A 21,378-nucleotide genomic window follows, 5' to 3' on the forward strand; every position below is an offset into this window, starting at 1 on the left:
CGTCCGGTTCTGAGGGGGCTGGGCTTCGGCAACGGAGCCCGGCTACCCGACATCTGCTCGCCAATACGCGCCAGATGTTTGAACGCTGGCTCTTTGCCGTCCATGGTCGGCTTCGCCGGTTGCCGCTGGTCCACACCGACGCATCGGCCATTGCACCCCGACGCACCCGAGCCTTCCCGCGCCCGCGTGCCGAGAGAGTGGCGAGCGTCGCAAGCGACGAGCGTTGGAGGGCGGTCTATAAAGAGGTCCGGTACCGCCATGCCGCAGGGGAGACGCTGCTGGGCATTGCTCGGTCGATGGGCTTGGCGCGGGGAACGGTCCGTAAGTACGTGCAAGCGCAAAGCTTTCCGGAACGCGCACTGCGGGCTCCGGTGCGGAGCGCGTTGGACCCCTTCATCCCGCATTTGGCGGCGCGTGTGGTTGCAGGCTACGAGAATGGCATGGAACTATGGCGTGAGGTTCGTGCGCTGGGCTACGCCGGCCGGGCAAAAGCGGTGCATCTCTGGCTGCAACAACACCGAAGCGTCCGGGCGAAGACGACGCCCCACTGCTGGTGCAAGGAGACGCCAACCCCATCCGGCGGCCCACCAGCCCTCCTGTCGCCCAAGCGTCTGGCCTGGGCTCTGGAAAAGCCGGCCGAAGCGCGCAACGACGAGGAGGCTGCGGCCGTTGCTCAGGCCGAGCAAGATGCCGAAACACACAGAGTGGCCGGTCTCGCGCGCCGCTTCACGGCACTCGTGCGTGCGGCCGGCCGAACCGCGGAAAGCGACCATGCCGCGGCCGGACTGGAGGCTTGGTTCACCGAAGCAAGTTCCTGCGGCATCACCGCGGTTCAGACATTTGCTGCTGGTTTGGAGCAGGATGGCGCTGCAGTTCGGGCGGCACTCACATTGCCATGGAGCAGCGGGCAGGCTGAGGGGCAGATCAACCGCCTCAAACCGCTCAAGCGTCAAATGTACGGCAGAGCCAGCCTGGATCTGCTCCGGAGACGAACCCTTCTGGCCGCGTGATCCACGCAAAGTGCGCAAGAACCAACCGGGGCAAGATCATCGAGACCCTGGTCGGCGGCACGGGCAACGACGTGATCACCACCGGCAACACCGGCGTGACCATGTCGGTCCCGGGTGTCGAGACGCTGATCGGCGGCTTGGGCCCCGATGCGATCACGGTGACCAGCGGGTCGATCCGCTTCCAGGGTGGTACTGGCGACAGCATCAGCCTGACGTCGGGCAGCGGCACGGATGCGGTCGTGTACTCGTCCTTCAGCGACATCGCGTCGCTGGGTGCGAACACCGGCTTCATCTCGGTGTCGAACTTCCAGTCGGGCACCGACAAGGTGCAGTTGACCGGTGCGGCCCGGACCGATGCGGACAAGAACGGCAACGCGGCTCTGGCCACGGTGACCGCGGCGACCAACGGGGTGAGCATGACCAACGAATTGGTCAGCCTGTCCTCGGCGGTCAGCGGCAGCCTGACGGATGCCTCGCTGGCGAATTTCCGTCAGGCTCTGGGTACGCTGACGAACTCGTCGGCTGGTGCGAGCACGCTGGTTCTGGCCAACAACGGCACGAACTCCGCTCTGTACCAGGTGGTCGACACCAACGGCGACGACCAGGTGGCTTCGTCCGAGGTTCGTCTGCTCGGCGTGTACAACAGCACGGTGCTCTCGCTCTCCGACATCAACCTCGGTTGATCCGGCGACAAAGCATCGCGGTAAAAGGGAAGGGCGCCCGCAAGACGTTGGTGCAAAATGCCCGGCTGGTGGCGGTCGGGAGGGCGAGCGGGTGTAGAGGCGGCCCGCTGACGCCGAAAACCCGATGCCGTACAAGGCCAACGAGCCGCGCCACCACAAGATCCCGAATGCCCGCCATCTCGCGGTGGACGCCGCCGTCATGCCGATTTGCATGCCAAGATCTCGCGGAACGGCTTGCGCCGAATGGACCCATGATGCCCGGCATGCGAGCCGATCAACAGGACCGGACCTTCTTTCTCTGCGTCAGAGCATCTGCCCCTCACGCTCTCACCGATGTCGGGGTTCGGAAAAATCCTGCTGGTGTGCGTGAAATCTCCCCTTGACCTCAAGGTAGCTTGAGGTCCTAGGCTCAAAACCATCGATCATGATCGCCATCCGATTTTACTGGCTTGCCCATTGGCGGCCGCGGCTTTGCCGTACGAAAGGAGGACTCCGTGATCTCTCCGTTGTCTATCAATTGGACGATGCTCAACACCCTGCGTGCTCTGCCAGGTCCTGAGGCCCTGAGACCGACAGCATCATTGATGGAAATAACTCAGGCGGTGCGCCTGAAGCCGGTTGTGGTCAGGCCCATGTTGACTGATCTGGTGAGAGAAGGCCTTGCTCGGGAATACACGACGCACTGCGGTCTGCAATATGCCAGAACGAATGAAGGCAACCAGAAAATCCAAATGATAAGGGATTGGCTCCGATAGGACCACCTCAGCCATCTCCAATCACCAGCTGTACACATTCTGTACGCTGAGCGTTTCTCCGAAAAAATCTGCTGAATGAAAACTCCGGAGCACCCGCGTGCTCCTGGGGTAATAGGGAGGGCATGCATGGGCAAAGCACTTCAGGGCGTGCGGATTCTCGACTTCACGCATGTGCAGTCGGGGCCGACCTGCACCCAGTTGCTCGCCTGGTTCGGCGCCGACGTCATCAAGGTCGAACGGCCGGGCGAGGGTGACATCACCCGCAGCCAGCTGCGCGACCTGCCGGACGCCGACAGCCTGTATTTCACCATGCTGAATCACAACAAGCGGTCCATCACCCTCGACACCAAGACGCCCAAGGGCAAGGAGGTGCTGGAGGCTCTGATCAAGACCTGCGACGTGATGGTCGAAAACTTTGCCCCCGGCGTGCTCGATCGCATGGGGTTCACCTGGGAGCGCATCCAGGAGCTGAACCCCGCGATGATCGTCGCGTCGGTCAAGGGCTTCGGGCCCGGGCCGTTCGAGAACTGCAAGGTGTACGAGAACGTCGCCCAATGTGCGGGCGGTGCCGCCTCGACCACCGGCTTCGACGACGGCCCGCCCATGGTCACCGGTGCCCAGATCGGCGACAGCGGCACCGGCCTGCATCTGGCGCTGGGAATCGTCACCGCGCTCTACCAGCGCAAGGAAACCGGCCGGGGCCAGAAGGTGCTGGCCGCCATGCAGGACGCCGTGCTGAACCTGTGCCGCGTCAAGCTGCGCGACCAGCAGCGTCTGACCCACGGGCCGCTGAAGGAATACCCGCAATACCCGAACGGCGAGTTCGGCGACACGGTGCCGCGCGCCGGTAACGCCTCGGGCGGTGGCCAGCCGGGCTGGATCCTGAAGTGCAAAGGCTGGGAGACGGATCCCAACGCCTACATCTACTTCATCGCCCAGGCGCCGGTTTGGAAGTCGATCTGCAAGGTCATCGGCAAGGAGGAGTGGATCACCGATCCCGACTACGCCACCCCGGTGGCCCGCCTGCCGCGCCTAATGAGCATCTTCGCGACCATCGAGGAATGGACCAAGACTCTGAGCAAGTTCGAGGTCATGGAGATCCTCAACAAGCACGACATTCCCTGCGGCCCGATCCTGTCGATGAAGGAGATCGCCGAGGACAAGTCGCTCTACGAGACCGGCACGCTGGTCGAAGTGGAGCATCCGACCCGCGGCAGCTACCTGACGGTCGGCAACCCGATCAAGCTGTCCGACAGCCCGACGGAGGTCACCCGCTCCCCCCTGCTGGGTGAGCACACCGACGAAATCCTGCGCGATGTGCTGGGCTTTGATCAGCAGAGCATCATCCAGGCGCATGAAAGCGGCGCGCTGGGGCCGGCCCAGACGCGCATCGCCGCCGATTAAGACCGGGCAATCAGCACCGGCGACCCAAAAAAACATGCACCGAGACTCCGCCCCTTCCAACGACCGTTCGCCTCTGCCCGCCCTGCGGGATTCCAGACTGACAGACAGGAGAGGGACCATTATGACTGTTCTAATCGATCCGGCCCGCGTCGGACGCCCGACCGAGGTGGTGCGCCGCCTTCTCGATGCCGCGAAGGCCGAAGGCCGTACCTCCTTGACCGCACCGGAAGCCAAGGAACTTTGCGATCTCTACGGCATTCCGGTGCCGCGCGAAGGACTGGCCTGCAGCGCCGATGACGCCGTCCGGCTCGCCGAAGGCATGGGGTTCCCGGTGGTGATGAAGATCGTGTCGCCGCAGATCCTGCACAAGACGGAAGCCGGCGGCGTGCTGGTCGGCGTTCCCGACGCCGATGCGGTGCGCAACGGGTACAAGACCATCATGGATCGAGCCCGCGCCTACGATCCGAAAGCCGAGTTGGTCGGCGTTCAGGTCCAACAGATGGTGACAGGCGGAACCGAGGTCATTGTCGGCTCGATCACCGATCAGAGCTTCGGCAAACTTGTCGCTTTCGGTCTCGGCGGCGTGCTGGTCGAGGTGCTGAAGGACGTCACCTTCCGCTTGGCCCCGGTGACGCGGGAGGATGCCGAGGCGATGCTCGACGGTATCCAGGCCGCGGACATGCTGAAGGGGGTGCGCGGCGGCAAGCCGGTCGATCGCGCCGCGCTGGCCGACCTGATCGTCAACGTCTCCCGCCTTGTCGACGATGTGCCGGAGATCGTGGAACTCGACCTGAACCCGGTCTTCGCCCGCGAGGACGGCGCCATCGCCGCCGACGTGCGCGTGGTCCTGGACTTCGAAGCGAAGACGCCGCGCTACCGGCCGGAGCCGGACCAGATCGTGCGGCAGATGAACCGCATCATGAAGCCGGACGCGGTGGCGGTGATCGGTGCCTCGTCGGAAGACGGGAAGATCGGCAACTCGGTGATGAAGAACCTCATCAACGGGGGCTACAAGGGGGAAATATACCCGATCCACCCCAAGGCCGACGACATCCTGGGCTACAAGGCCTACCGAAGCGTCAAGGACGTGCCCGGCGACATCGATGTGGCGGTCTTCGCCATCCCGGCCAAATTCGTCGCGCAAGCCCTGACCGAGGTCGGTGAAAAGCGGATCCCCGGCGCCGTGCTGATCCCATCCGGTTTCGCTGAAACGGGCAATGTCGAGGGACAGGACGCCATTGTCGAGATCGCCCGCAAATACGACGTGCGCCTGATGGGGCCGAACATCTACGGCTTCTATTATACGCCAAAGAATCTCTGCGCCACCTTCTGCACGCCGTATGACGTGCAGGGCAAAGCGGCCCTCTCCTCGCAATCCGGCGGTATCGGCATGGCGATCATCGGCTTCAGCCGCTCGGCCAAGATGGGCGTTTCGGCCATCGTCGGTCTCGGCAACAAGTCGGACATCGACGAGGACGACCTGCTTTATTTCTTCGAGCAGGATGACAACACCCAGGTCGTCGCCATGCATTGCGAGGATCTGAAGGACGGCCGGGCCTTTGCGGATGCCGCCAAGCGGGTGTCCAAGAAGAAGCCGGTGGTCGTGCTAAAAGCCGGCCGCACCTCGATGGGTGCGCGGGCGGCCAGTTCCCACACCGGCGCGCTCGCCGGCAACGACAAGATCTATGAGGATGTCCTGGCTCAGAGCGGCGTCGTCCGCGCCCGCAGCCTTCAGGATCTGCTTCAGTTCGCCCGCGGCATTCCGGTGCTTCCGACGCCGAAGGGCGAGAATGTCGTCATCATCACCGGGGCCGGCGGATCCGGCGTGCTGCTGTCGGACGCCTGCGTGGACAACGGCCTGTCATTGATGACGATGCCTCCCGATCTCGACACGGCGTTCCGCAAGTTCATCCCGCCCTTCGGGGCCGCCGGCAATCCGGTGGACATCACCGGGGGCGAGCCGCCGACCACCTACAAGAACACCATCCGCCTCGGCCTGGAGGATGACCGCATCCATGCCCTGATCCTGGGCTATTGGCACACGATCATCACCCCGCCGATGGTGTTCGCCCAACTCGTCGTCGACGTTAAGGAAGAGATGAAGGCGAAGGGAATCGAGAAACCGATCGTCGCCTCGCTGGCCGGCGACGTCCAGGTGGAGGCCGCCGCCGCCTACCTCTATGAACACGGCGTCGTCGCTTATCCCTATACCACCGAAACGCCGGTTGCCGTGCTGGGGGCCAAATACAAGTGGGCCCGTGCAGCCGGCCTCCTCTGATCATGGCCATCGAGCCGACGCCGTCGGCGCAGCGGAGGTTCCGTCAGCCGCTTCCGGCTGACATCAGATCAAGCGGACATCAGATCAACAAGGGATGAGACCGGCCATGCTCGATCCAGTGACCTACGATCGGGATCTCAGCGTAGGCGATGTGGCAAAACGTTCAGGAGTCGCGGTTTCGACGCTCCACTTCTATGAGCACAGAGGCCTAATAAAAAGCTGGCGCAGTGATGGCAATCAGCGTCGCTATACCCGGGATGTCCTTCGCCGGGTTGCCGTCATAAAGGTCGCGCAACGGCTCGGCCTCTCCCTGGGGTCGATTGCGGCGGCCCTTGACGTATTGCCCAAGGACCGTTCGCCGACCGCCGAGGACTGGAGGAGGATGTCAAGTGCGTGGCGCGATGAGCTGGACGATCGGATCACCAAGCTCGCACGGCTTCGCGATGAACTTGACCATTGTATCGGGTGTGGCTGTCTGTCGATCAGTGACTGTCCCTTGCGGAATCCCTGGGACGTGCTCTCCGCCTCCGGTCCGGGCCCGCGACTGCTCGACCCGCTTTGACCCTTGGTGAACAGCGGTGTCTTGAGTCCTGTCACCCCCAGTTCCACCCGCGGCGGCGGCCCATCCGGAACTGGGGGTGACAGACTTTCAATGGCAATCGGGCTTTTGGTTTGCGGTGGTGGATTGCCGTTACGAGAGCCAACAACCCAGTTTCTGTATCCAGGCCATGATGGGAGGCGGGGACATCGGCGCCGGCGACCAGATCGACCGTCAGGCGGACGGCGCCGTCACAGTCGATGCGGAGCTGGTCGACGCCGTCGCCGCGAACTAGCGGCCGGCCAGTTGCCTCCGCAACGCCTTCATCTCCTCGAAGCGGGCCGTTACGTCACGCATCACCGATGCCATGCCCACCACGATGCCCTGGTCGTTGTAGGCCGGAATGATCGTGAACTCGATCGAGATGCGGTGACCGTCCTTATGCAAGGCGGGAACCGATAGCAGATCACCCTTTCCATAGTGGGTCTGCCCGCTCGCTATGACCCGGTCATAGCCCTCCCAGTGCCGGTCGCGTTGACGTTCGGGAATGATGATGTCCAGGCTTTGCCCCAGCGCCTCAGTTTCACTGAACCCGAAGATGCGCTCCGCTCCCGCGTTCCAGAAGCGGATCACGCCATTGCGGTCTGAATAGACAATCGCATCCGCGGCGGCATGGAGCAGAGCGTGACCGAGGCGGTGCTGCTCCTGGATGGAGAGCGAAAGGTCGGAAAAGCGTGATGTCTCCATGGCGCAGTCTTCTCACGTCTTGTTTGCTTGTTTTTAGGTCGAGGGCAAAAGCCGCCGGCTAAGCGCTGGTCCGCTGCCGGGAACGGCCGAAATATGCGGCGCGCTTATTTTCCAGTTCGGTCGTGTTGCTCCTGAACTTGAACAGGTCCTTGCGGGAGACGAGGCCCAGAAGACGACGGCTGACCGGATCGATGACCGGCACCCGGCTGACATCATGCTTGATCATCAGGTCAACCAAGCGGCCCAGCACCGTGTCGGGATGCGCCACGACCATCGACCGGTCGGATAGGGCATCGTCGAGTGTCGCTCCACCATCCTGGTCCGAACCGGTCCAGCGCAGGACGTCGGTGCGCCCCACCATGCCGATCACGCGACCTTCGCGGTCGACCAGCGGATAGGATTTATGGCGGTGTTCGGCGGTCGTGAAAAAGGCGACGGCCTCGTCCACCGTCATCGTCGCCGGCAAGGTGTCGACCGCCGTTACCATCACGTCGGAGGTTCGTAGAAGCTCGAACGGGTCGATGCTGTATTCGCGTGTGAGGTGATGGCCACGGCGTGCGATCTTCTCGGTCAGGATCGAGCGCTTCAGCAACAGGACGGTCACCGCGTAGGACGCGGCGGTCGCGGCCAGCAGCGGCAACAGGGTGTCGAGGTTGCCGGTGAGTTCAACGGCGAAGACGATCCCGGTGAGCGGCGAGCGCATCGTTCCACCCATCATCGCCGCCATCCCGAGCAATGCCCACAATGACGGGTCGCCGGGCAGAGCCAGTCCAACCAGCCATCCGGAGGCTCCGCCCAGGATCAGCAGTGGCGCCAGCACGCCGCCGGACGTGCCGGAACCCAACGCCACGACCCAGATGATCAGCTTGACGACCAGAACACCCAAGACCTCGCGCACTCCGGTTCCAGGTGTCAGCAGGTCGCGGATCACGTCATAGCCGACGCCCATCGCCCTCGGTTCGATCAAGCCGCCCAAGCCGACAACGATCCCGCCGACCGCCGGGCACCACATCCAATGGATGGGCAACCGATCGAACAGGTCTTCCACCTTGTAGAGCATGATCGTCATCAGCCCGGATTGCAGACCGGCGACGATGCCAAGGCCGATGCACGCAATCAGCCCCCACCAGGGGAGAGCGACCGGTCCCGTGAAAGGAAACAGGGGGCCGGTGCCGAACAGCAGGGGGCGCCAGGCGGCCGAAATCAGGCAGCCGGCAACCACCGGAAGGAAACTGCGCGGCTTCCATTCGAACAGAAGGAGTTCGACCGCGAGCAACAGCGCGGCAACGGGTGTGCCGAAGATCGCGGTCATGCCGGCCGCGGCTCCGGAGACCAGCAGTGTCTTGCGCTCGGCGGCGCTCAGATGGAAGCATTGGGCGAAAAGCGAGCCGATCGCGCCGCCCGTCATGATAATCGGGCCCTCGGCTCCGAAAGGACCACCGGTTCCGATCGAGATCGCCGACGACAGCGGTTTCAGGACAGCCACCTTCGGCTGCAGCCGGCTTCCGCCGATCAGGATCGCTTCGATGGCTTCCGGAATGCCGTGGCCACGGATTTTGTCGCTGCCGAAGCGGGCCATCAGTCCGATCGCTAACCCGCCAAGGGCGGGAGCAGCCACCACCCACAGCGACGGCTCCAACACGCCCAGCGACACGTCGGCGGTGCTGAGGCGGCCGAACCAGACCACGTTGGTGACCAAGGCGATCAGCTTGATCAGCGCCCAGGCCGCCACCGCCCCTCCGCTGCCGACGAATAGGGCCATGGCGATCAGCATCAGGACGCGGCGATCGGTGGTGAAGTCGGCAAGCATCTTGGACGGCGCCGTACGGTCTTGAACCCTTGAGGACGGGAGCATGCAGAAAGCCAATGAGTTGGGGAAATGCGGGCGATCCGGGGTGAGCGGCGGTACTGGCCGCCCACGCCGTTCCTTGCGTTTATATCGTGATCCGATATATTTCAAGCTGGAACAACGGTCGGGTTGAAATGAGCGACGATGAGAGGACAGCCGCAGAATTGGCGGCCGGAAGCAGGATGGATCGGGTCAACAGCCCGATCAGGTCGAGCGATTATCAAGCCTTGGCCGAGTTTCGCCACACACTCCGCCGCTTTCTGGCGTTCAGTGAAGCCGCGGCCCGGAACAGCGGCCTTACTCCGCAGCAGCATCAGGCAATCCTGGCGATCAAAGGGCATGGCGATGGTGGAATGAGCATCGGGGACTTGGCCGACAAGCTTCTGGTTCGCCATCACAGTGCCGGCGAGTTGGTAGACCGGCTGGTGAAGGCGGATTTGGTCATCCGGCAGGAAAGTGCCGACGATCGGCGGCGTGTGGTCCTTGTCCTGACGCCGCAGGCGGAAGCCGTCCTGGAAGACCTGTCGGCAGTCCACCTGGATGAGCTGAGGAAAACGAAGCCCTTGCTGCTGGCGTTGCTCAACGCCTTGCCCTGAGTTGACAAGAAACTGCAATTTTCCGGAGTGAGGGGACCGGATGGCGAGGCTGATGTGATCGCGTCACCGGCCTCAGCGCCAGCCATAGAAATTCCAGATACGAATCATCGGGGAAATTCGCTGTTGCTCTTTGCGAGTGCACCCTAGGCTTCACAGGATCTGTCACGAACTGCCGAGCACGGAGTCAGAGATCGCCGTGCAACGATGCCGGCAAATGCGGAAGGCACCGGGGGTTCAGCTTTCGGCACAGGCTGGAACACGCAATCGAAGAGGCTGAGCATGAAAAACAACAAAACTGCGCAGACCATTGCCGCGGCCAACGGCATCGGGAGCGACGCGGCGTTCGGTGCGGTGACGCCACCGATCTACCTGTCGACCACCTATCGCTTTCCCGGCTTCGAGAAACCCGGATCTTACGACTATTCGCGGACGGCGAACCCGACACGCGATCAGCTTGCCGATACCCTGGTGAAACTTGAGGGCGGCGCCGGTGCCGTGATCACGGCTACGGGCATGGCTGCGGTCGATCTGCTGCTGACGACGCTCAGTCCCGGGCAGTTGGTGGTTGCGCCGCATGATTGCTACGGCGGCACCTATCGTCTGCTCTCCATGCGCGCAGCAAAGGGCCATTTCGATGTGGTGTTCGTCGACCAGAACGTCGAAGCCAGCCTGGCGGCGGCTCTCGAGCGGCGCCCTGCATTGATCCTTCTCGAAACCCCGAGCAATCCGCTGATGCGGGTCACGGATATTGCCCGGATTGCCGAGCAGGGCAGGGCGGTGGGAGCCAAGATTGCCGTCGACAACACCTTCCTTTCACCCGCGCTTCAGCAACCCATTTCCCTGGGTGCGGACTTCGTCATCCATTCGACGACCAAATATCTCAACGGTCATTCGGATGTCGTGGGCGGAGCCCTCATCGCGGCGGACCCGCAGGACCTGAAAGGCCTTGAGGATTGGGCCAACGCGACCGGCGTCACCGGCTCGCCATTTGACGCATACATGACGTTGCGCGGCGTGAGAACGCTGTTTCCCCGGCTGGAGCACCAGCAGCGCAACGCCATTGCCATCGCCAACTTCCTGGATCGCCATCCCTGCGTCGAGGCGGTGCACTATCCAGGGCTGCCGTCCCATCCCGGTCACGCGATTGCGGTGCGCCAGCAGCGTGGTTTTGGCGCGATGTTGAGTTTCAACATCAAGGGGGGCGCCGATGGCGCACGCTGCTTCGTGGAATCGGTCAGGCTGTTCACACTCGCGGAGTCTCTCGGCGGCGTGGAAAGCCTCGTAGCCCATCCGGCGACGATGACGCATGCCAGTATGGGGGCCGAGGCGCGGCGGGTGGCAGGCATCGACGACAGCCTGCTGCGGCTGTCCATCGGCCTGGAAGGAGAAAGTGATCTTCTCATGGATTTGGATCAGGCACTGGAGGCGGTATCCAGAAGCATCGCCTGATGAATGAACGGCGCCGAGTTTTTCGGAAGGCATCAAGCAGTTCAACGATGGGAGACGCCAAGAATGAAATCAAAGTACTTAACCCTTTCACTCTTTGGTGTCAGCCCTATGCCACCCTTCCGTGAGCACGGCTGAGTTGTAGGGTCAACTCAGCACGTTACAACCCGAGACAGCGCATGCTGAAGGAGGGTGAAGATGGCTGAACGCCTGACCAAATCGGCCACGCGAAACATCTTCTACGGCGGCTCCGCATTCTTCCTTGTGGTTTTCGTCCTTCTGACCGCTCACAGCCACTATTACATGCGAACCGTCAGCACCGACGAATCGACGCTGACTGAGAGCGTGATTCGCGGCAAACATGTGTGGGAGAAGAATTCCTGCATCAATTGCCACACGCTGCTGGGGGAGGGTGCCTATTTCGCGCCGGAACTCGGCAATGTGTGGGTCCGCTATGGCGGACGCGACGATCCGCAGGGCGCACGCGACGCGCTGAAGGCGTGGATGCAATCGCAGCCGAGCGGTGTCGAAGGGCGCCGCCAGATGCCGCAATTCAACCTCACCGACCAGGAACTCGACGATCTGGTCAATTTCCTGGAATGGACCAGCCGCGTGCAGACCCAGGGCTGGCCACCGAACAACGCGGGCTGAGGGAGGGACCATCGGATGAGATTCGCCACGCAACGCATCGCCTATTGGTACTTCGTCTGCGCCATGGCGCTGTTCGGTGTCCAGATCCTGTTCGGGGCCCTGGCCGGAACCGTCTATGTGATCCCGAACTTCCTGTCGGAGATCCTGCCCTTCAACATCCTGCGCATGATCCACACCAACGCGCTGATCGTCTGGCTTCTGCTGGGCTTCTTCGGCGCCGCCTATTACTTGATCCCGGAGGAGGCGGAGCGCGACATCGAAAGCCCAATGCTGGCCTACGCCCAACTGGTGATCCTGATGGTCGGCGCGCTGGGGGCGGTCGGCAGCTACCTGCTGGGCATCCATGGCGGGCGCGAGTTCCTGGAACAGCCGCTTTGGGTCAAGATCGGCATCGTCGTGGCGGCGCTGATCTTCCTCTACAACGTCTCGCTGACGGTTCTGCGCGGGCGCCGCACGGCGGTCACCAACGTGCTGCTGCTCGGACTCTGGGGCTTGGCGATCTTCTTCCTGTTCGCCTTTTACAATCCCGGCAACATCGCGGTGGACAAGCTGTACTGGTGGTACGTCGTCCATCTGTGGGTGGAGGGGGTGTGGGAACTGATCATGGCCTCCATCCTCGCCTTCCTGGTCATCAAGATGACCGGCGTCGACCGCGAGGTGGTGGAGAAATGGCTCTACGCCATCGTCGGTCTCGCCCTGTTCTCCGGCCTGCTCGGCACCGGGCATCATTACTACTGGATCGGCGCGCCCGGCTATTGGCAGTGGATCGGCTCCGTCTTCTCGACGCTGGAGGTGGCCCCGTTCTTTGCGATGGTGCTGTTCGCCTTCTCCATGGCCTGGAAGGGGCGGCGCGACCACCCGAACAAGGCGGCCTTCCTGTGGACGCTCGGCACGCCGGTGATGGCCTTTTTCGGGGGCGGTGTCTGGGGCTTCCTGCACACCCTGTCCTTCGTCAACTACTACAGCCACGGCACCCAGGTCACCGCGGCGCATGGGCATCTCGCCTTCTTCGGCGCCTATGTGATGCTGAACCTGTCGATGATCTCCTATGCCATGCCCAACCTGCGTGGCCGTGTGCCCTACAACCAGGTGCTCAACATGTGGAGCTTCTGGATCATGACCTCGGCCATGGCCTTCATGACCTTCACCCTGACCTTCGCCGGCGTCGTCCAGGTCCATCTCCAGCGCGTCATGGGCATCACCTACATGGAGGTGCAGGAACAGCTGGCGCTGTTCTATTGGATGCGGCTCGGCTCCGGCATCGTCGTGGCGCTGTCGGTGCTGCTCTTCCTCTACGCGATGTTCGGCCCGGCCCGCGAACAGCTCCCGCGGCGCTCGCGGCCCTCGGTGGCTCCGGCTGAATGACGACCGGGCCGGAGGGCATGGCGGTCCCCTTCTATGCGGCGACCGGGAACGAGGTGGCGCTGTTCGAGCACGCCCACCGCAACCGTTTGCCGGTGCTGCTGAAGGGGCCGACCGGCTGCGGCAAGACCCGCTTCGTCGCCCATATGGCGGCGCGGCTGGGCCGGCCGCTGCACACCGTGTCCTGCCACGACGACCTGACCGCCGCCGACCTGACCGGCCGCTACCTGCTGAAGGGGGGCGACACCGTCTGGGTCGACGGCCCGCTGACCCGCGCCGTGCGGGAGGGCGCCGTCTGCTACCTCGACGAGGTGGTGGAGGCGCGCAAGGACGTCACCGTCGTGCTGCACCCGCTGACCGACGACCGCCGCATCCTGCCGCTGGAGCGTACCGGCGAGACGCTGGACGCACCGCCGGACTTCATGCTGGTGGTCTCCTACAACCCCGGCTACCAGAACATCCTGAAATCCCTGAAACCCAGCACCCGCCAGCGTTTCGTCGCCATCAGCTTCGACTTCCCGGCACCGGAGGCCGAGACGGCCATCGTCGCGCGGGAAAGCGGGCTGGAGCATGACCAAGCCGCTCCGCTGGTCCGCCTCGCCAATGCGCTTCGCGCCCTGAAGGGCCAGGATCTGGAGGAGGGTGTGTCGACCCGCCTGCTGATCTATTGCGCCACGCTGATCCGCTCCGGCATGCCGCGCGACGAGGCGGTTCTGGCCGCCATGGTGGAGCCGCTGACCGACGACGACGAGGTGAAGGCGGCCCTGCTGCGGACCGCCGAACTCACGATCGGGTGAGGGACGCCATGGCATCATTCTGGGAACCGGAGGAATTCGTCGGCGGCCTGTGGCACCGCTTCGTCGGCAACACCGCCTCTTACCGGCATTATCCCGAGGCCGCGGTCCGGTTGGATGACATGCGCGTCCGCCTTGGCGTGCTGTTCCGCGCGATCGGCGGCCCCGGCGCCGTCCGCCTCGCCGCCGGCACCGCCGAGACCTCCCACCACCGGCTCGGTCTGCGCCAGCGCCTTGGGCTGGACGCCGAAAAACTCCCGCGCCCGCGTTACGACGGCGTGACGCTTCACCTGCCGGACCGCATCGACCTGTTCGACGAGCGCTCGCTCAATGCCGGGCTCTACGAGTGGCTGGCCGCCTTCTTCGCCCACGCGCCACCCGCGCTTCCGCTCCCGGACGACCCTCTACGGGCGGACCTCTTCCGCCTGCGCAGTGCCCGGATGGCAACCGATCGGGCGCTCGACGGCCTGGCCGGACTGCGCCCGCTGCACGACCGCCTGTGCGCCGCCCTTCTTGCGGCGCGGCCTGCCCGACGCCTGACCGGGCAGGAGGCCGCGGTGGAGGCTCTGGTCATGGCTCTGCTCGGCGCCGACATCCAGCTCGACCGGACGCTGTCGGCTTTGATCGCGGACCCGGCGGCGCCGCTCGACTGCATTCGCTCCGCGCCGGACTATCGTCCCTTCCTGCCGGTGCCGCTGTGGGGGGAGGTATCGGCCCCGCCTGCCGGCAGCGCGCCCGCCGCCGGCACGGAGGAGGAGGCCGGAAGCGGCGAGGACGCCGACGGCAAGCGCCACAAGGCGTCGCGGCGGAACAGCGACCAGACGCAGCGCGACGACCCGCTGATGCTGAACCGCTTCGAAAAAATCCTGGGTTTGGCCGAGATGGTCAACCTGAACCGCAAGGTCGAGGATGACGACGCGGAGAATGCCCGCAAGGCCGCCGAAGACCTCGACGAGATCGCGCTCGGCCAACACGAGCGCCGGGCGGCCACCCGCCTCAAGCTCGACCTCGATCTTGCGCCCGCGGATGCCGACCTTGCACCGCTCACCGCCGAGATCCTGTATCCGGAATGGGACTGGAAGCGTCGTCGCTACTTGCCGGACCATTGCCGCGTGATCGCCGAACCCGCCGCATCGGAAGGGGAGGACTGGCGGCCGGACGACGGCGCGCTACGCCGCATCCGCCTGGTACGTCGCCAGTTCGAAGCGATGCGCCCCCGGCGCCAGCGCCTGCCCGCCCAGCCCGACGGCGACGAACTCGACCTCTCTGCCCTGGTTGCGTCGGTCGCCGACCGCCACGCCGGCGGCTGCGGATCGGACCGGGTGTTCACCGCCGTGCGCAACATCGCCCGCGACCTGTCGGTGTGCGTCCTGGTCGACGTGTCGCTGTCGACCGACAGTTACGTGGAGGACCGCCGCGTGCTCGACGTGGAGAAGGAGGCGCTGCTGGTCCTGACCCACGGGCTGACCGCCTGCGGCGACGAACACGCCATCCTGACCTTCACCTCGCACCGCCGGCAGCGGGTGGAGGTGCGCACCGTGAAGGAATTCGGCCAGCCGCTGAACGCCCGCGTCCTGCGCCGCATCCAGGCGCTGCGGCCCGGCCGCTACACCCGCATGGGGGCGGCCCTCCGCCACGCCACCGCCCAGCTGAAGGATCGCCCTCACACACACCGCCTGCTGCTGGTGCTGACCGACGGCAAGCCCAACGACACCGACCATTACGAGGGCCGCCACGCCGTCGAGGACACCCGCATGGCGGTGCTGGAGGCCCGCCGCGCCGGCCTGAAGCTGTTCGGCGTCACGGTGGACGAGAAGGGTCGCGACTATCTTCCCTTCATCTTCGGCGCCGGCGCCTATGCCATCTTCCCGCATGTGGGCCGCCTGTCCGCGGCGCTGCCCGCCCTTTACCGCCAATTGACGGGGTGACGGACCCCCGAAGGAGAGCCGCCATGCGCAAGATCGCCGCACTCGCCCTGTTGGGGTTTGCCTTGATGCCGGCCCCCGCCTGGTCGCAAGCCAACATCCGGCCGGATTCCAACCTGCGGGTGCCGCCCCAGCCCGGCCAGTCGCTCCCCTATGAGGACGCCCTGTTCCTCAAGGAAGCCGCCCTCGCCAGCCGCGGACAGGCCGAATTGGGACGCCTTGCCGCCGAGAAGGCACCCGACGACGCCCTGCGCACACTGGCACAGCGCATCGCGGACACCCACAAGACGCTTGGCAATGAACTCGAGCGTCTGACCTCGTCCCGCACTCTGCCGCCGGCGAGCCAGCTGAAGCCGGAGGACGCGGACCGCTTCGGTGCTGCCGGAGCCGTCACCAATCCGGCCAATGCTCGGGAGGATCTGACCGCCAAGGCGGTTCAATCGCTGTCGGGGGCGAGCGGCGAGGCCTTCGGCAAAGCGTATGTCGAGGCCCAGTTGCGGCTACACGACAGGCTGGTCGATCTCTACCAGACCGAGGCGTCGAATTCGCCAGATCGCGAGCTTTCGACCTTCGCCATCACCAGCCTGGTGGCCATCCAGAAGGACAGCGACGCCCTGCGCCAGATGGCCGGCCGCTTCGGCATCGAGACCCATCGCGAGGGGCAGGCCATCCAGTACGGCGATCCGGCCAAACCCCGTTGATCTTGAGGATAATGATGCGACCAGATGCTTGATCGGGCATTGAGACGATTTGGTACGATAGGTTTGATGGATCGCAAAGATGCCCTCTGCTGATCACGTTATGCTTTCCTGTATCTCGCTCTCAGCGATTGGGTGACGCATATGACCAACTCTCAGTGCGTGCCGCAGACAGTCGTCGGCATGGAGGTCGCCAAAGTGGACAGCACTGGCAGCCTCGTGTTCGATGCGGCACTTGTGGCTCCGCTCCTTGGGCTCGTGCCCGGAGCGTTTATGGAAGAACTGAAAAGGGGCATGGTTTACCAGCTGTACGAACAGGGGACGGAGGAGGATAGCGGGAAGACGCGGGTGACGTTCCGTTACCGTGCGCGGCAGTCCGTCTTGATTTTGGATGCTTTCGGGCGCGCGCTTCATGTCGGATGAGAGTGCCGCTGACGGTTCTGTTGCAGCGTTTGCGTCCGGGTGGCGATCGGGTAAAACCCAGCCCTTTTTGGCGGCTGGGGTCACACGGTGGTGCGTGGCGGAAAGAGCCCGTTCAAGGGGCGGCCGTTCACGGCGGAGGTGATCCTGTGGACGGTGCGCTGGTACCTGCAGCGACCCTCATCGCCCGCCTTCAAAACTTGTAACGAAACCTCGAAAAGCGCCTCAAGAAAACGCTTGGCCCGCCTGCTTGTCATACCCCCTCCCCCTGTTGCCCCTGCTGGGTCAGGGTGGCGATGAAGCGTTGGGTGCGTTCGCGGGTGGGATGGGTGAACAGCGCCTGCGATGGACCGGCTTCCACCACCTGTCCCGCATCGAGGAACACCACCTCATGCGCGATGCGCGAGGCGAGACGCAGGTCGTGGGTGGCAATCACCATGGTGGTGCCCTCGGCGGCCAGCGTGCCAAGGACCTCCACCACCTCGCCCGACAGTTCCGGATCGAGGGCGGAGGTCGGCTCGTCGCACAGCAGCACCCGCGGTGACGGGGCGAGCGCGCGGGCGATGGCGACGCGCTGTTGCTGCCCGCCGGACAGGGTTGCCGGCCAGGCGTCGGCCTTGTGGTCCATGCCGACCTTGCGAAGCAGGGTCATGGCGCGGTCACGCGCCTTCTCCGCCGGCCATTTCTGCACGGTTACCAGCCCTTCCATCACATTCTCCACCGCGGTGCGGTGGGGGAAGAGCTGGAAGTTCTGGAACACCATCCCGGTCTGGCCGCGCAGCCGCTGGATGTCCTTCCAGCCGGGCTTGCCGCCGGAATGGAAGGTCAACTCCTCCTCCCCGATCTGCACAGTGCCGGAGGTGGGAATCTCCAGCAGGTTGATGCAGCGCAGAAGCGTGCTCTTGCCGCCGCCGGACGGGCCGATCAGGGCGGTGACGCGCCCTTCCTCCACCGTGACCGACACGCCCTTCAGCACGGTCAGGTCGCCGAAACGCTTTTCGATGTTCGTCAGCCGGATCAAGACTTGGCCTCCAAGAATCCGCCATATTGGCCGAGCCGCCGCTCCATCCGGACCTGCAGCGCCGACAGCACGGAACTGAGCACCAGATAGATCAATGCCGCCTCCACATATAGGATCAGCGGCTCATAGGTCGTCGCTACGATACGCTGGGCCGCCTGGAACAGCTCCGGCACCGTGATGGCGGCGGCGAGCGAGGTGTCCTTCACCAGCGAGATGAAGCTGTTGGAGAGCGGCGGCACGGCGACGCGGGCGGCCTGCGGCAGGATGGTGCGTCGCATGGCCTGGGACCAGCTCATGCCGATGGAGTAGGCGGCCTCCCACTGGCCCTTCGGCACCGAGCCGATGACGGCGCGGATGATCTCCGAGGTATAGGCGCCGACATTCAACGTAAAGCCGATCAGGGCGGCCGGGAAGGCGTCCAGCACGATGCCGGCGCTGGGCAGGCCGTAGAAGATCAGGAACAGCTGCACCAGCAGCGGCGTGCCGCGGATGATCCAGACATAGAAGCGGACTATGGCGGCAAGCGGCGCCGGCCCGAACAGCCGGACCACCGCAGCCACCAGCCCAACGATCAGGCCGAGCGCGAAAGACGCCAGCGTCAGTGGAACGGTGAAGACCAGCGCCGCCCACAGCAGCGACGGAAGCGAGTCCGCCATCAGGGTAAGCCAGTGCAGCACGGGGAAGGTGCCTCTCGTGAAGAAGGAACGACAATGCCCCCGGCCCGGATCGAGCAGGGGGCATTGAGGACCATCAGGTGGTTATTTGGAAACGTCCGCGCCGAAATACTTCTGCGAAATCGTCGTGTAGGTGCCGTCGGCCTTCATAGCGGCCAGCGCCTCGTTGATGGCGGCAACCAGCTTGGCCTCGCCCTTGCGGACGATGATGCCGGACTGGTCGGCATTGTCCTGGGTCGCGGCGATCTTCACGTTGGCGTCGGGCTTGTGCTTCTTGAAGTCCAGGAAGGACAGGCTGTCGTTGACCGTCGCATCGGCCCGGCCGTTCAGGACCAGCTGGATCGATTGGTCGAAGCCGTCGGTGCCGACCAGCTGCGCGCCCGATGCCTCGGCCAGCTTGCCGAAGTTGCTGGTCAGCGACTGGGCCGACTTTTTGCCCTTCAGGTCGGCAAAGCTCTTGATGCTGTCATTGTCGCCGCGCACGATCAGAGCGGCGCGGCTGGAAATGTAGGGATCGGAGAAATCATACTTTGCCTTGCGCGCTTCGGTGATGCCGACCTGGTTGATCACGGCATCGTAGCGGTGGGCGTCCAGACCGGCGATCAGGCCGTCCCACTTGCCTTCCAGGAACTCCGCCTTCACCCCGATGCGCTTGGCGACCTCACGCCCGATCTCTACGTCGAAGCCGACGAGCGCGCCGGAAGCGTCATGATAGGTGAACGGGGCGTATGTGCCCTCGGTCCCAATCTTCAGCACACCGTCCGCCTTGATGCGGTCCAGATCGGCCTGGGCCCAAGCGGCGGAGGAGGAGACGGCGGCGACCTGGATAAGGCCGGCGACGAGAAGCGATTTTAGCCATTTCATCGGTTGATGCCCGGTGCCTATTGAGTGGGATTTCTGGTTGGTCCGCGCCCTTGGTGCGCCAGACGATTTCCGCCACGCTACAGCGGAGAGTACATCCTAACAAGGGAATAAGCTTCCTATTTAGCGCAAAGCAGATGTACATAAATCGTGCCAATAACAAACTATGTTGGGAAATCCGCTCCATGTGCGTGACGTGAGTTGCTCGTGGAGCCAAGCAGCCGCTCCAGGGCGGCCCACAATTGGCCCGGCATGACCGGCTTGTGAATCATCCCCAGGCCATACTGGGCAATGTCGCGCGCGCACTCGGCCCCGGTCTCGCCGGTCAGGATGACACCCGGGATTTCCTGTCCCAGATGGCTGCGGACGTCCCGAATTGCCTCGCAGCCGTTTCGTCCGGCCCGCAGGCGATAGTCCGCGACGATCACGTCCGGTCGGCGTCCAGCCTCGGTGACGATGGTTACCGCCTGCTCGGAGGAGCCGGCGATCAGCGTGTCGTACCCCCATTCTTCCAACAAGGTCCGCAGCGACATCAGGACGATGGTGTCATCATCGATCACCAGCGCCAAGCGGCCGCGTCCAACGGGAAGGGGCGTCATGTCGTCCTCCGATACAGCCTCCGCCACGTCCGCACCGGCGTCGATTGGAGCTTGGATGGAAAAGACGGACCCTTCTCCCAGCCTTGATCGGACCCTGACCTCGTGGCCAAGGATTCGCGACAGGCGCTGCACGATCGACAATCCCAGGCCGAGGCCGCGGCTGCGGTCGCGCTCAGGATTGCCGACTTGGTGGAATTCGTTGAAGATCATGGCGATCTGGTCTTCAGGAATACCGATTCCGGTATCGGCAACGTCGATCCATGCATTCTCATTGTCGATCCGACAGGAGGTCGTGATCACTCCACGTTCGGTATAACGGACAGCATTCTCGACGAGATTGCGGATGATCCGCCCGAGCATGGTGCGATCGCTGCGGACCACCACGCCACTGCACGATCCGTCGTTCGAGACGGACAGCCCCTTGGTGGCAGCGAGCGGCCGGTAGGAGTCGGCGATTTCCTTGATGAGTGTGTCCAAGTCGAAGCTGGACAGCTGCGGATTGACCACGCCGGCGTCAAGGCGGGAGACGTCGAGCAGGCTGTCGAGAAGCGCCTTCATGGTTTCCGTCCCGCGCTCCAGCATGAGCAGCATGTCCTTTCCGCGCTCATCCTTCACATGCGCGTGCAGCGCGCCACCGAACAGAGCCATCGACTGAAGCGGCTGGCGCAGGTCGTGGCTTGCGGCGGCCAGGAAGCGTGCCTTCGCCCTGTTTGCCCGATCGGACTCCTCCTTTGCTGCCCTCAAGGCGACTTCCATCGCCTTGCGATCGGTGATGTCTACCGTAAGGCCGGACATCCAGACCGGCTGGCCGGCTTCGTCGTAATCGGCCTTGCCGATGCCGGCGACCCACCGGATGCCGCCGTCCGGGAGAACGACCCGGTATTCGACGTCATAACTGGCACGCCGCGACGCCAAGGTCCTTCTGACCACCCTCGTCGCCTCGCTTCGGTCCTCCGGATGGACCGCCGCCAGCCACTCGGCAAAGCGCACATGACCATCGCGGGGCTCCATGCCATGGATCAGGTAGTTGCCGGGCGACCAGTTGATCTCTCCGGGCAGGATGTCCC

19 protein-coding genes (1 of these 19 cut by a window edge) are annotated in these 21,378 nt (G+C 64.2%); 13 read left to right on the plus strand and 6 right to left on the minus strand.

Annotated elements, in window-relative coordinates:
• The first annotated feature begins 440 nt into the window (after nt 1-440).
• The 5 genes from M5E06_RS15545 to soxR all read left to right on the plus strand — a co-directional run bounded on the left by M5E06_RS15545 (nt 441) and on the right by soxR (nt 6,692).
• Nucleotides 441-1,010 carry a transposase gene (locus M5E06_RS15545; RefSeq protein ID WP_502801991.1) on the plus strand — a complete coding sequence of 190 codons (570 nt, stop codon included), beginning with the start codon at nt 441-443 and terminating at the stop codon, nt 1,008-1,010.
• On the plus strand, nt 1,007-1,693 hold the full coding sequence (locus M5E06_RS15550) for a calcium-binding protein (RefSeq protein ID WP_252138936.1): 687 nt from the start codon (nt 1,007-1,009) through the stop codon (nt 1,691-1,693). The genes M5E06_RS15545 and M5E06_RS15550 overlap by 4 nt, the downstream gene beginning before the upstream one ends.
• Before the next feature lie 881 nt (nt 1,694-2,574).
• A complete protein-coding gene (frc, locus tag M5E06_RS15555; protein WP_252138937.1) occupies nt 2,575-3,852 on the plus strand; it encodes a formyl-CoA transferase in 1,278 nt (425 codons plus the stop codon).
• A gap of 121 nt (nt 3,853-3,973) precedes the next feature.
• Nucleotides 3,974-6,130 carry an acetate--CoA ligase family protein gene (locus tag M5E06_RS15560; protein WP_252138938.1) on the plus strand — a complete coding sequence of 719 codons (2,157 nt, stop codon included), beginning with the start codon at nt 3,974-3,976 and terminating at the stop codon, nt 6,128-6,130.
• Between the two features lie 106 nt (nt 6,131-6,236).
• Nucleotides 6,237-6,692, plus strand: coding sequence for a redox-sensitive transcriptional activator SoxR (soxR, locus tag M5E06_RS15565; RefSeq protein WP_109154711.1), 456 nt, complete (start codon nt 6,237-6,239; stop codon nt 6,690-6,692).
• A gap of 267 nt (nt 6,693-6,959) precedes the next feature.
• On the opposite strand, the gene M5E06_RS15570 is transcribed toward soxR, so the two are convergent.
• Nucleotides 6,960-7,415, minus strand: a complete 456-nt coding sequence (locus M5E06_RS15570) for a PAS domain-containing protein (protein ID WP_252138939.1) — start codon at nt 7,413-7,415, stop codon at nt 6,960-6,962.
• Between the two features lie 58 nt (nt 7,416-7,473).
• Nucleotides 7,474-9,189, minus strand: a complete 1,716-nt coding sequence (locus tag M5E06_RS15575) for a chloride channel protein (RefSeq protein ID WP_252138940.1) — start codon at nt 9,187-9,189, stop codon at nt 7,474-7,476.
• A 209-nt stretch (nt 9,190-9,398) separates the two neighbouring features.
• Between M5E06_RS15575 and M5E06_RS15580 the strand changes: the two genes are divergently transcribed.
• The 8 genes from M5E06_RS15580 to M5E06_RS15615 all read left to right on the plus strand — a co-directional run bounded on the left by M5E06_RS15580 (nt 9,399) and on the right by M5E06_RS15615 (nt 17,159).
• Nucleotides 9,399-9,860, plus strand: coding sequence for a MarR family winged helix-turn-helix transcriptional regulator (locus M5E06_RS15580; protein ID WP_252138941.1), 462 nt, complete (start codon nt 9,399-9,401; stop codon nt 9,858-9,860).
• A 279-nt stretch (nt 9,861-10,139) separates the two neighbouring features.
• The gene (gene metB / locus M5E06_RS15585) at nt 10,140-11,309 is read left to right on the plus strand and encodes a cystathionine gamma-synthase (protein ID WP_252138942.1); all 1,170 of its coding nucleotides are present in this window, start codon (nt 10,140-10,142) and stop codon (nt 11,307-11,309) included.
• Between the two features lie 195 nt (nt 11,310-11,504).
• Nucleotides 11,505-11,957 (plus strand): c-type cytochrome, encoded by a 453-nt coding sequence (locus M5E06_RS15590; protein ID WP_109154707.1) that lies wholly within the window; start codon nt 11,505-11,507, stop codon nt 11,955-11,957.
• Nucleotides 11,958-11,972: 15 nt separating this feature from the next.
• Nucleotides 11,973-13,322, plus strand: a complete 1,350-nt coding sequence (locus M5E06_RS15595; protein ID WP_252138943.1) for a cbb3-type cytochrome c oxidase subunit I — start codon at nt 11,973-11,975, stop codon at nt 13,320-13,322.
• Nucleotides 13,319-14,116, plus strand: coding sequence for a CbbQ/NirQ/NorQ/GpvN family protein (locus M5E06_RS15600; RefSeq protein WP_252138944.1), 798 nt, complete (start codon nt 13,319-13,321; stop codon nt 14,114-14,116). Before M5E06_RS15595 ends, M5E06_RS15600 begins: the two co-directional genes overlap by 4 nt.
• An 8-nt stretch (nt 14,117-14,124) precedes the next feature.
• On the plus strand, nt 14,125-16,041 hold the full coding sequence (locus M5E06_RS15605; RefSeq protein ID WP_252138945.1) for a nitric oxide reductase activation protein NorD: 1,917 nt from the start codon (nt 14,125-14,127) through the stop codon (nt 16,039-16,041).
• Between the two features lie 23 nt (nt 16,042-16,064).
• Entirely contained in the window at nt 16,065-16,739 is a 675-nt protein-coding gene (locus tag M5E06_RS15610; RefSeq protein ID WP_252138946.1) for a DUF4142 domain-containing protein, read from the plus strand.
• Nucleotides 16,740-16,880: 141 nt separating this feature from the next.
• Nucleotides 16,881-17,159, plus strand: coding sequence for a DUF6522 family protein (locus M5E06_RS15615; RefSeq protein ID WP_252138947.1), 279 nt, complete (start codon nt 16,881-16,883; stop codon nt 17,157-17,159).
• A gap of 250 nt (nt 17,160-17,409) precedes the next feature.
• Here the strand turns inward: M5E06_RS15615 and M5E06_RS15620 are convergent, their stop codons facing one another.
• From M5E06_RS15620 to M5E06_RS15635, 4 genes are all read right to left on the minus strand, one after another.
• Entirely contained in the window at nt 17,410-18,177 is a 768-nt protein-coding gene (locus tag M5E06_RS15620; RefSeq protein ID WP_252138948.1) for an amino acid ABC transporter ATP-binding protein, read from the minus strand.
• Nucleotides 18,174-18,854 (minus strand): amino acid ABC transporter permease, encoded by a 681-nt coding sequence (locus tag M5E06_RS15625; protein ID WP_109154700.1) that lies wholly within the window; start codon nt 18,852-18,854, stop codon nt 18,174-18,176. Before M5E06_RS15625 ends, M5E06_RS15620 begins: the two co-directional genes overlap by 4 nt.
• A gap of 81 nt (nt 18,855-18,935) precedes the next feature.
• Nucleotides 18,936-19,715: an amino acid ABC transporter substrate-binding protein gene (locus tag M5E06_RS15630; protein ID WP_109154699.1), complete on the minus strand. Its 780-nt coding sequence runs from the start codon at nt 19,713-19,715 to the stop codon at nt 18,936-18,938.
• Between the two features lie 161 nt (nt 19,716-19,876).
• On the minus strand, nt 19,877-21,378 hold the 3' end of the coding sequence (locus tag M5E06_RS15635) for a PAS domain S-box protein (protein WP_252138949.1). Its footprint extends 1,771 nt past the window's final position; the window shows 1,502 of its 3,273 coding nt (coding positions 1,772-3,273); its start codon lies beyond the right edge, outside the window; the stop codon is at nt 19,877-19,879.

The sequence above is a fragment of the Azospirillum sp. A1-3 genome (assembly GCF_023806445.1).
Classification (GTDB): Bacteria; Pseudomonadota; Alphaproteobacteria; order Azospirillales; family Azospirillaceae; genus Azospirillum.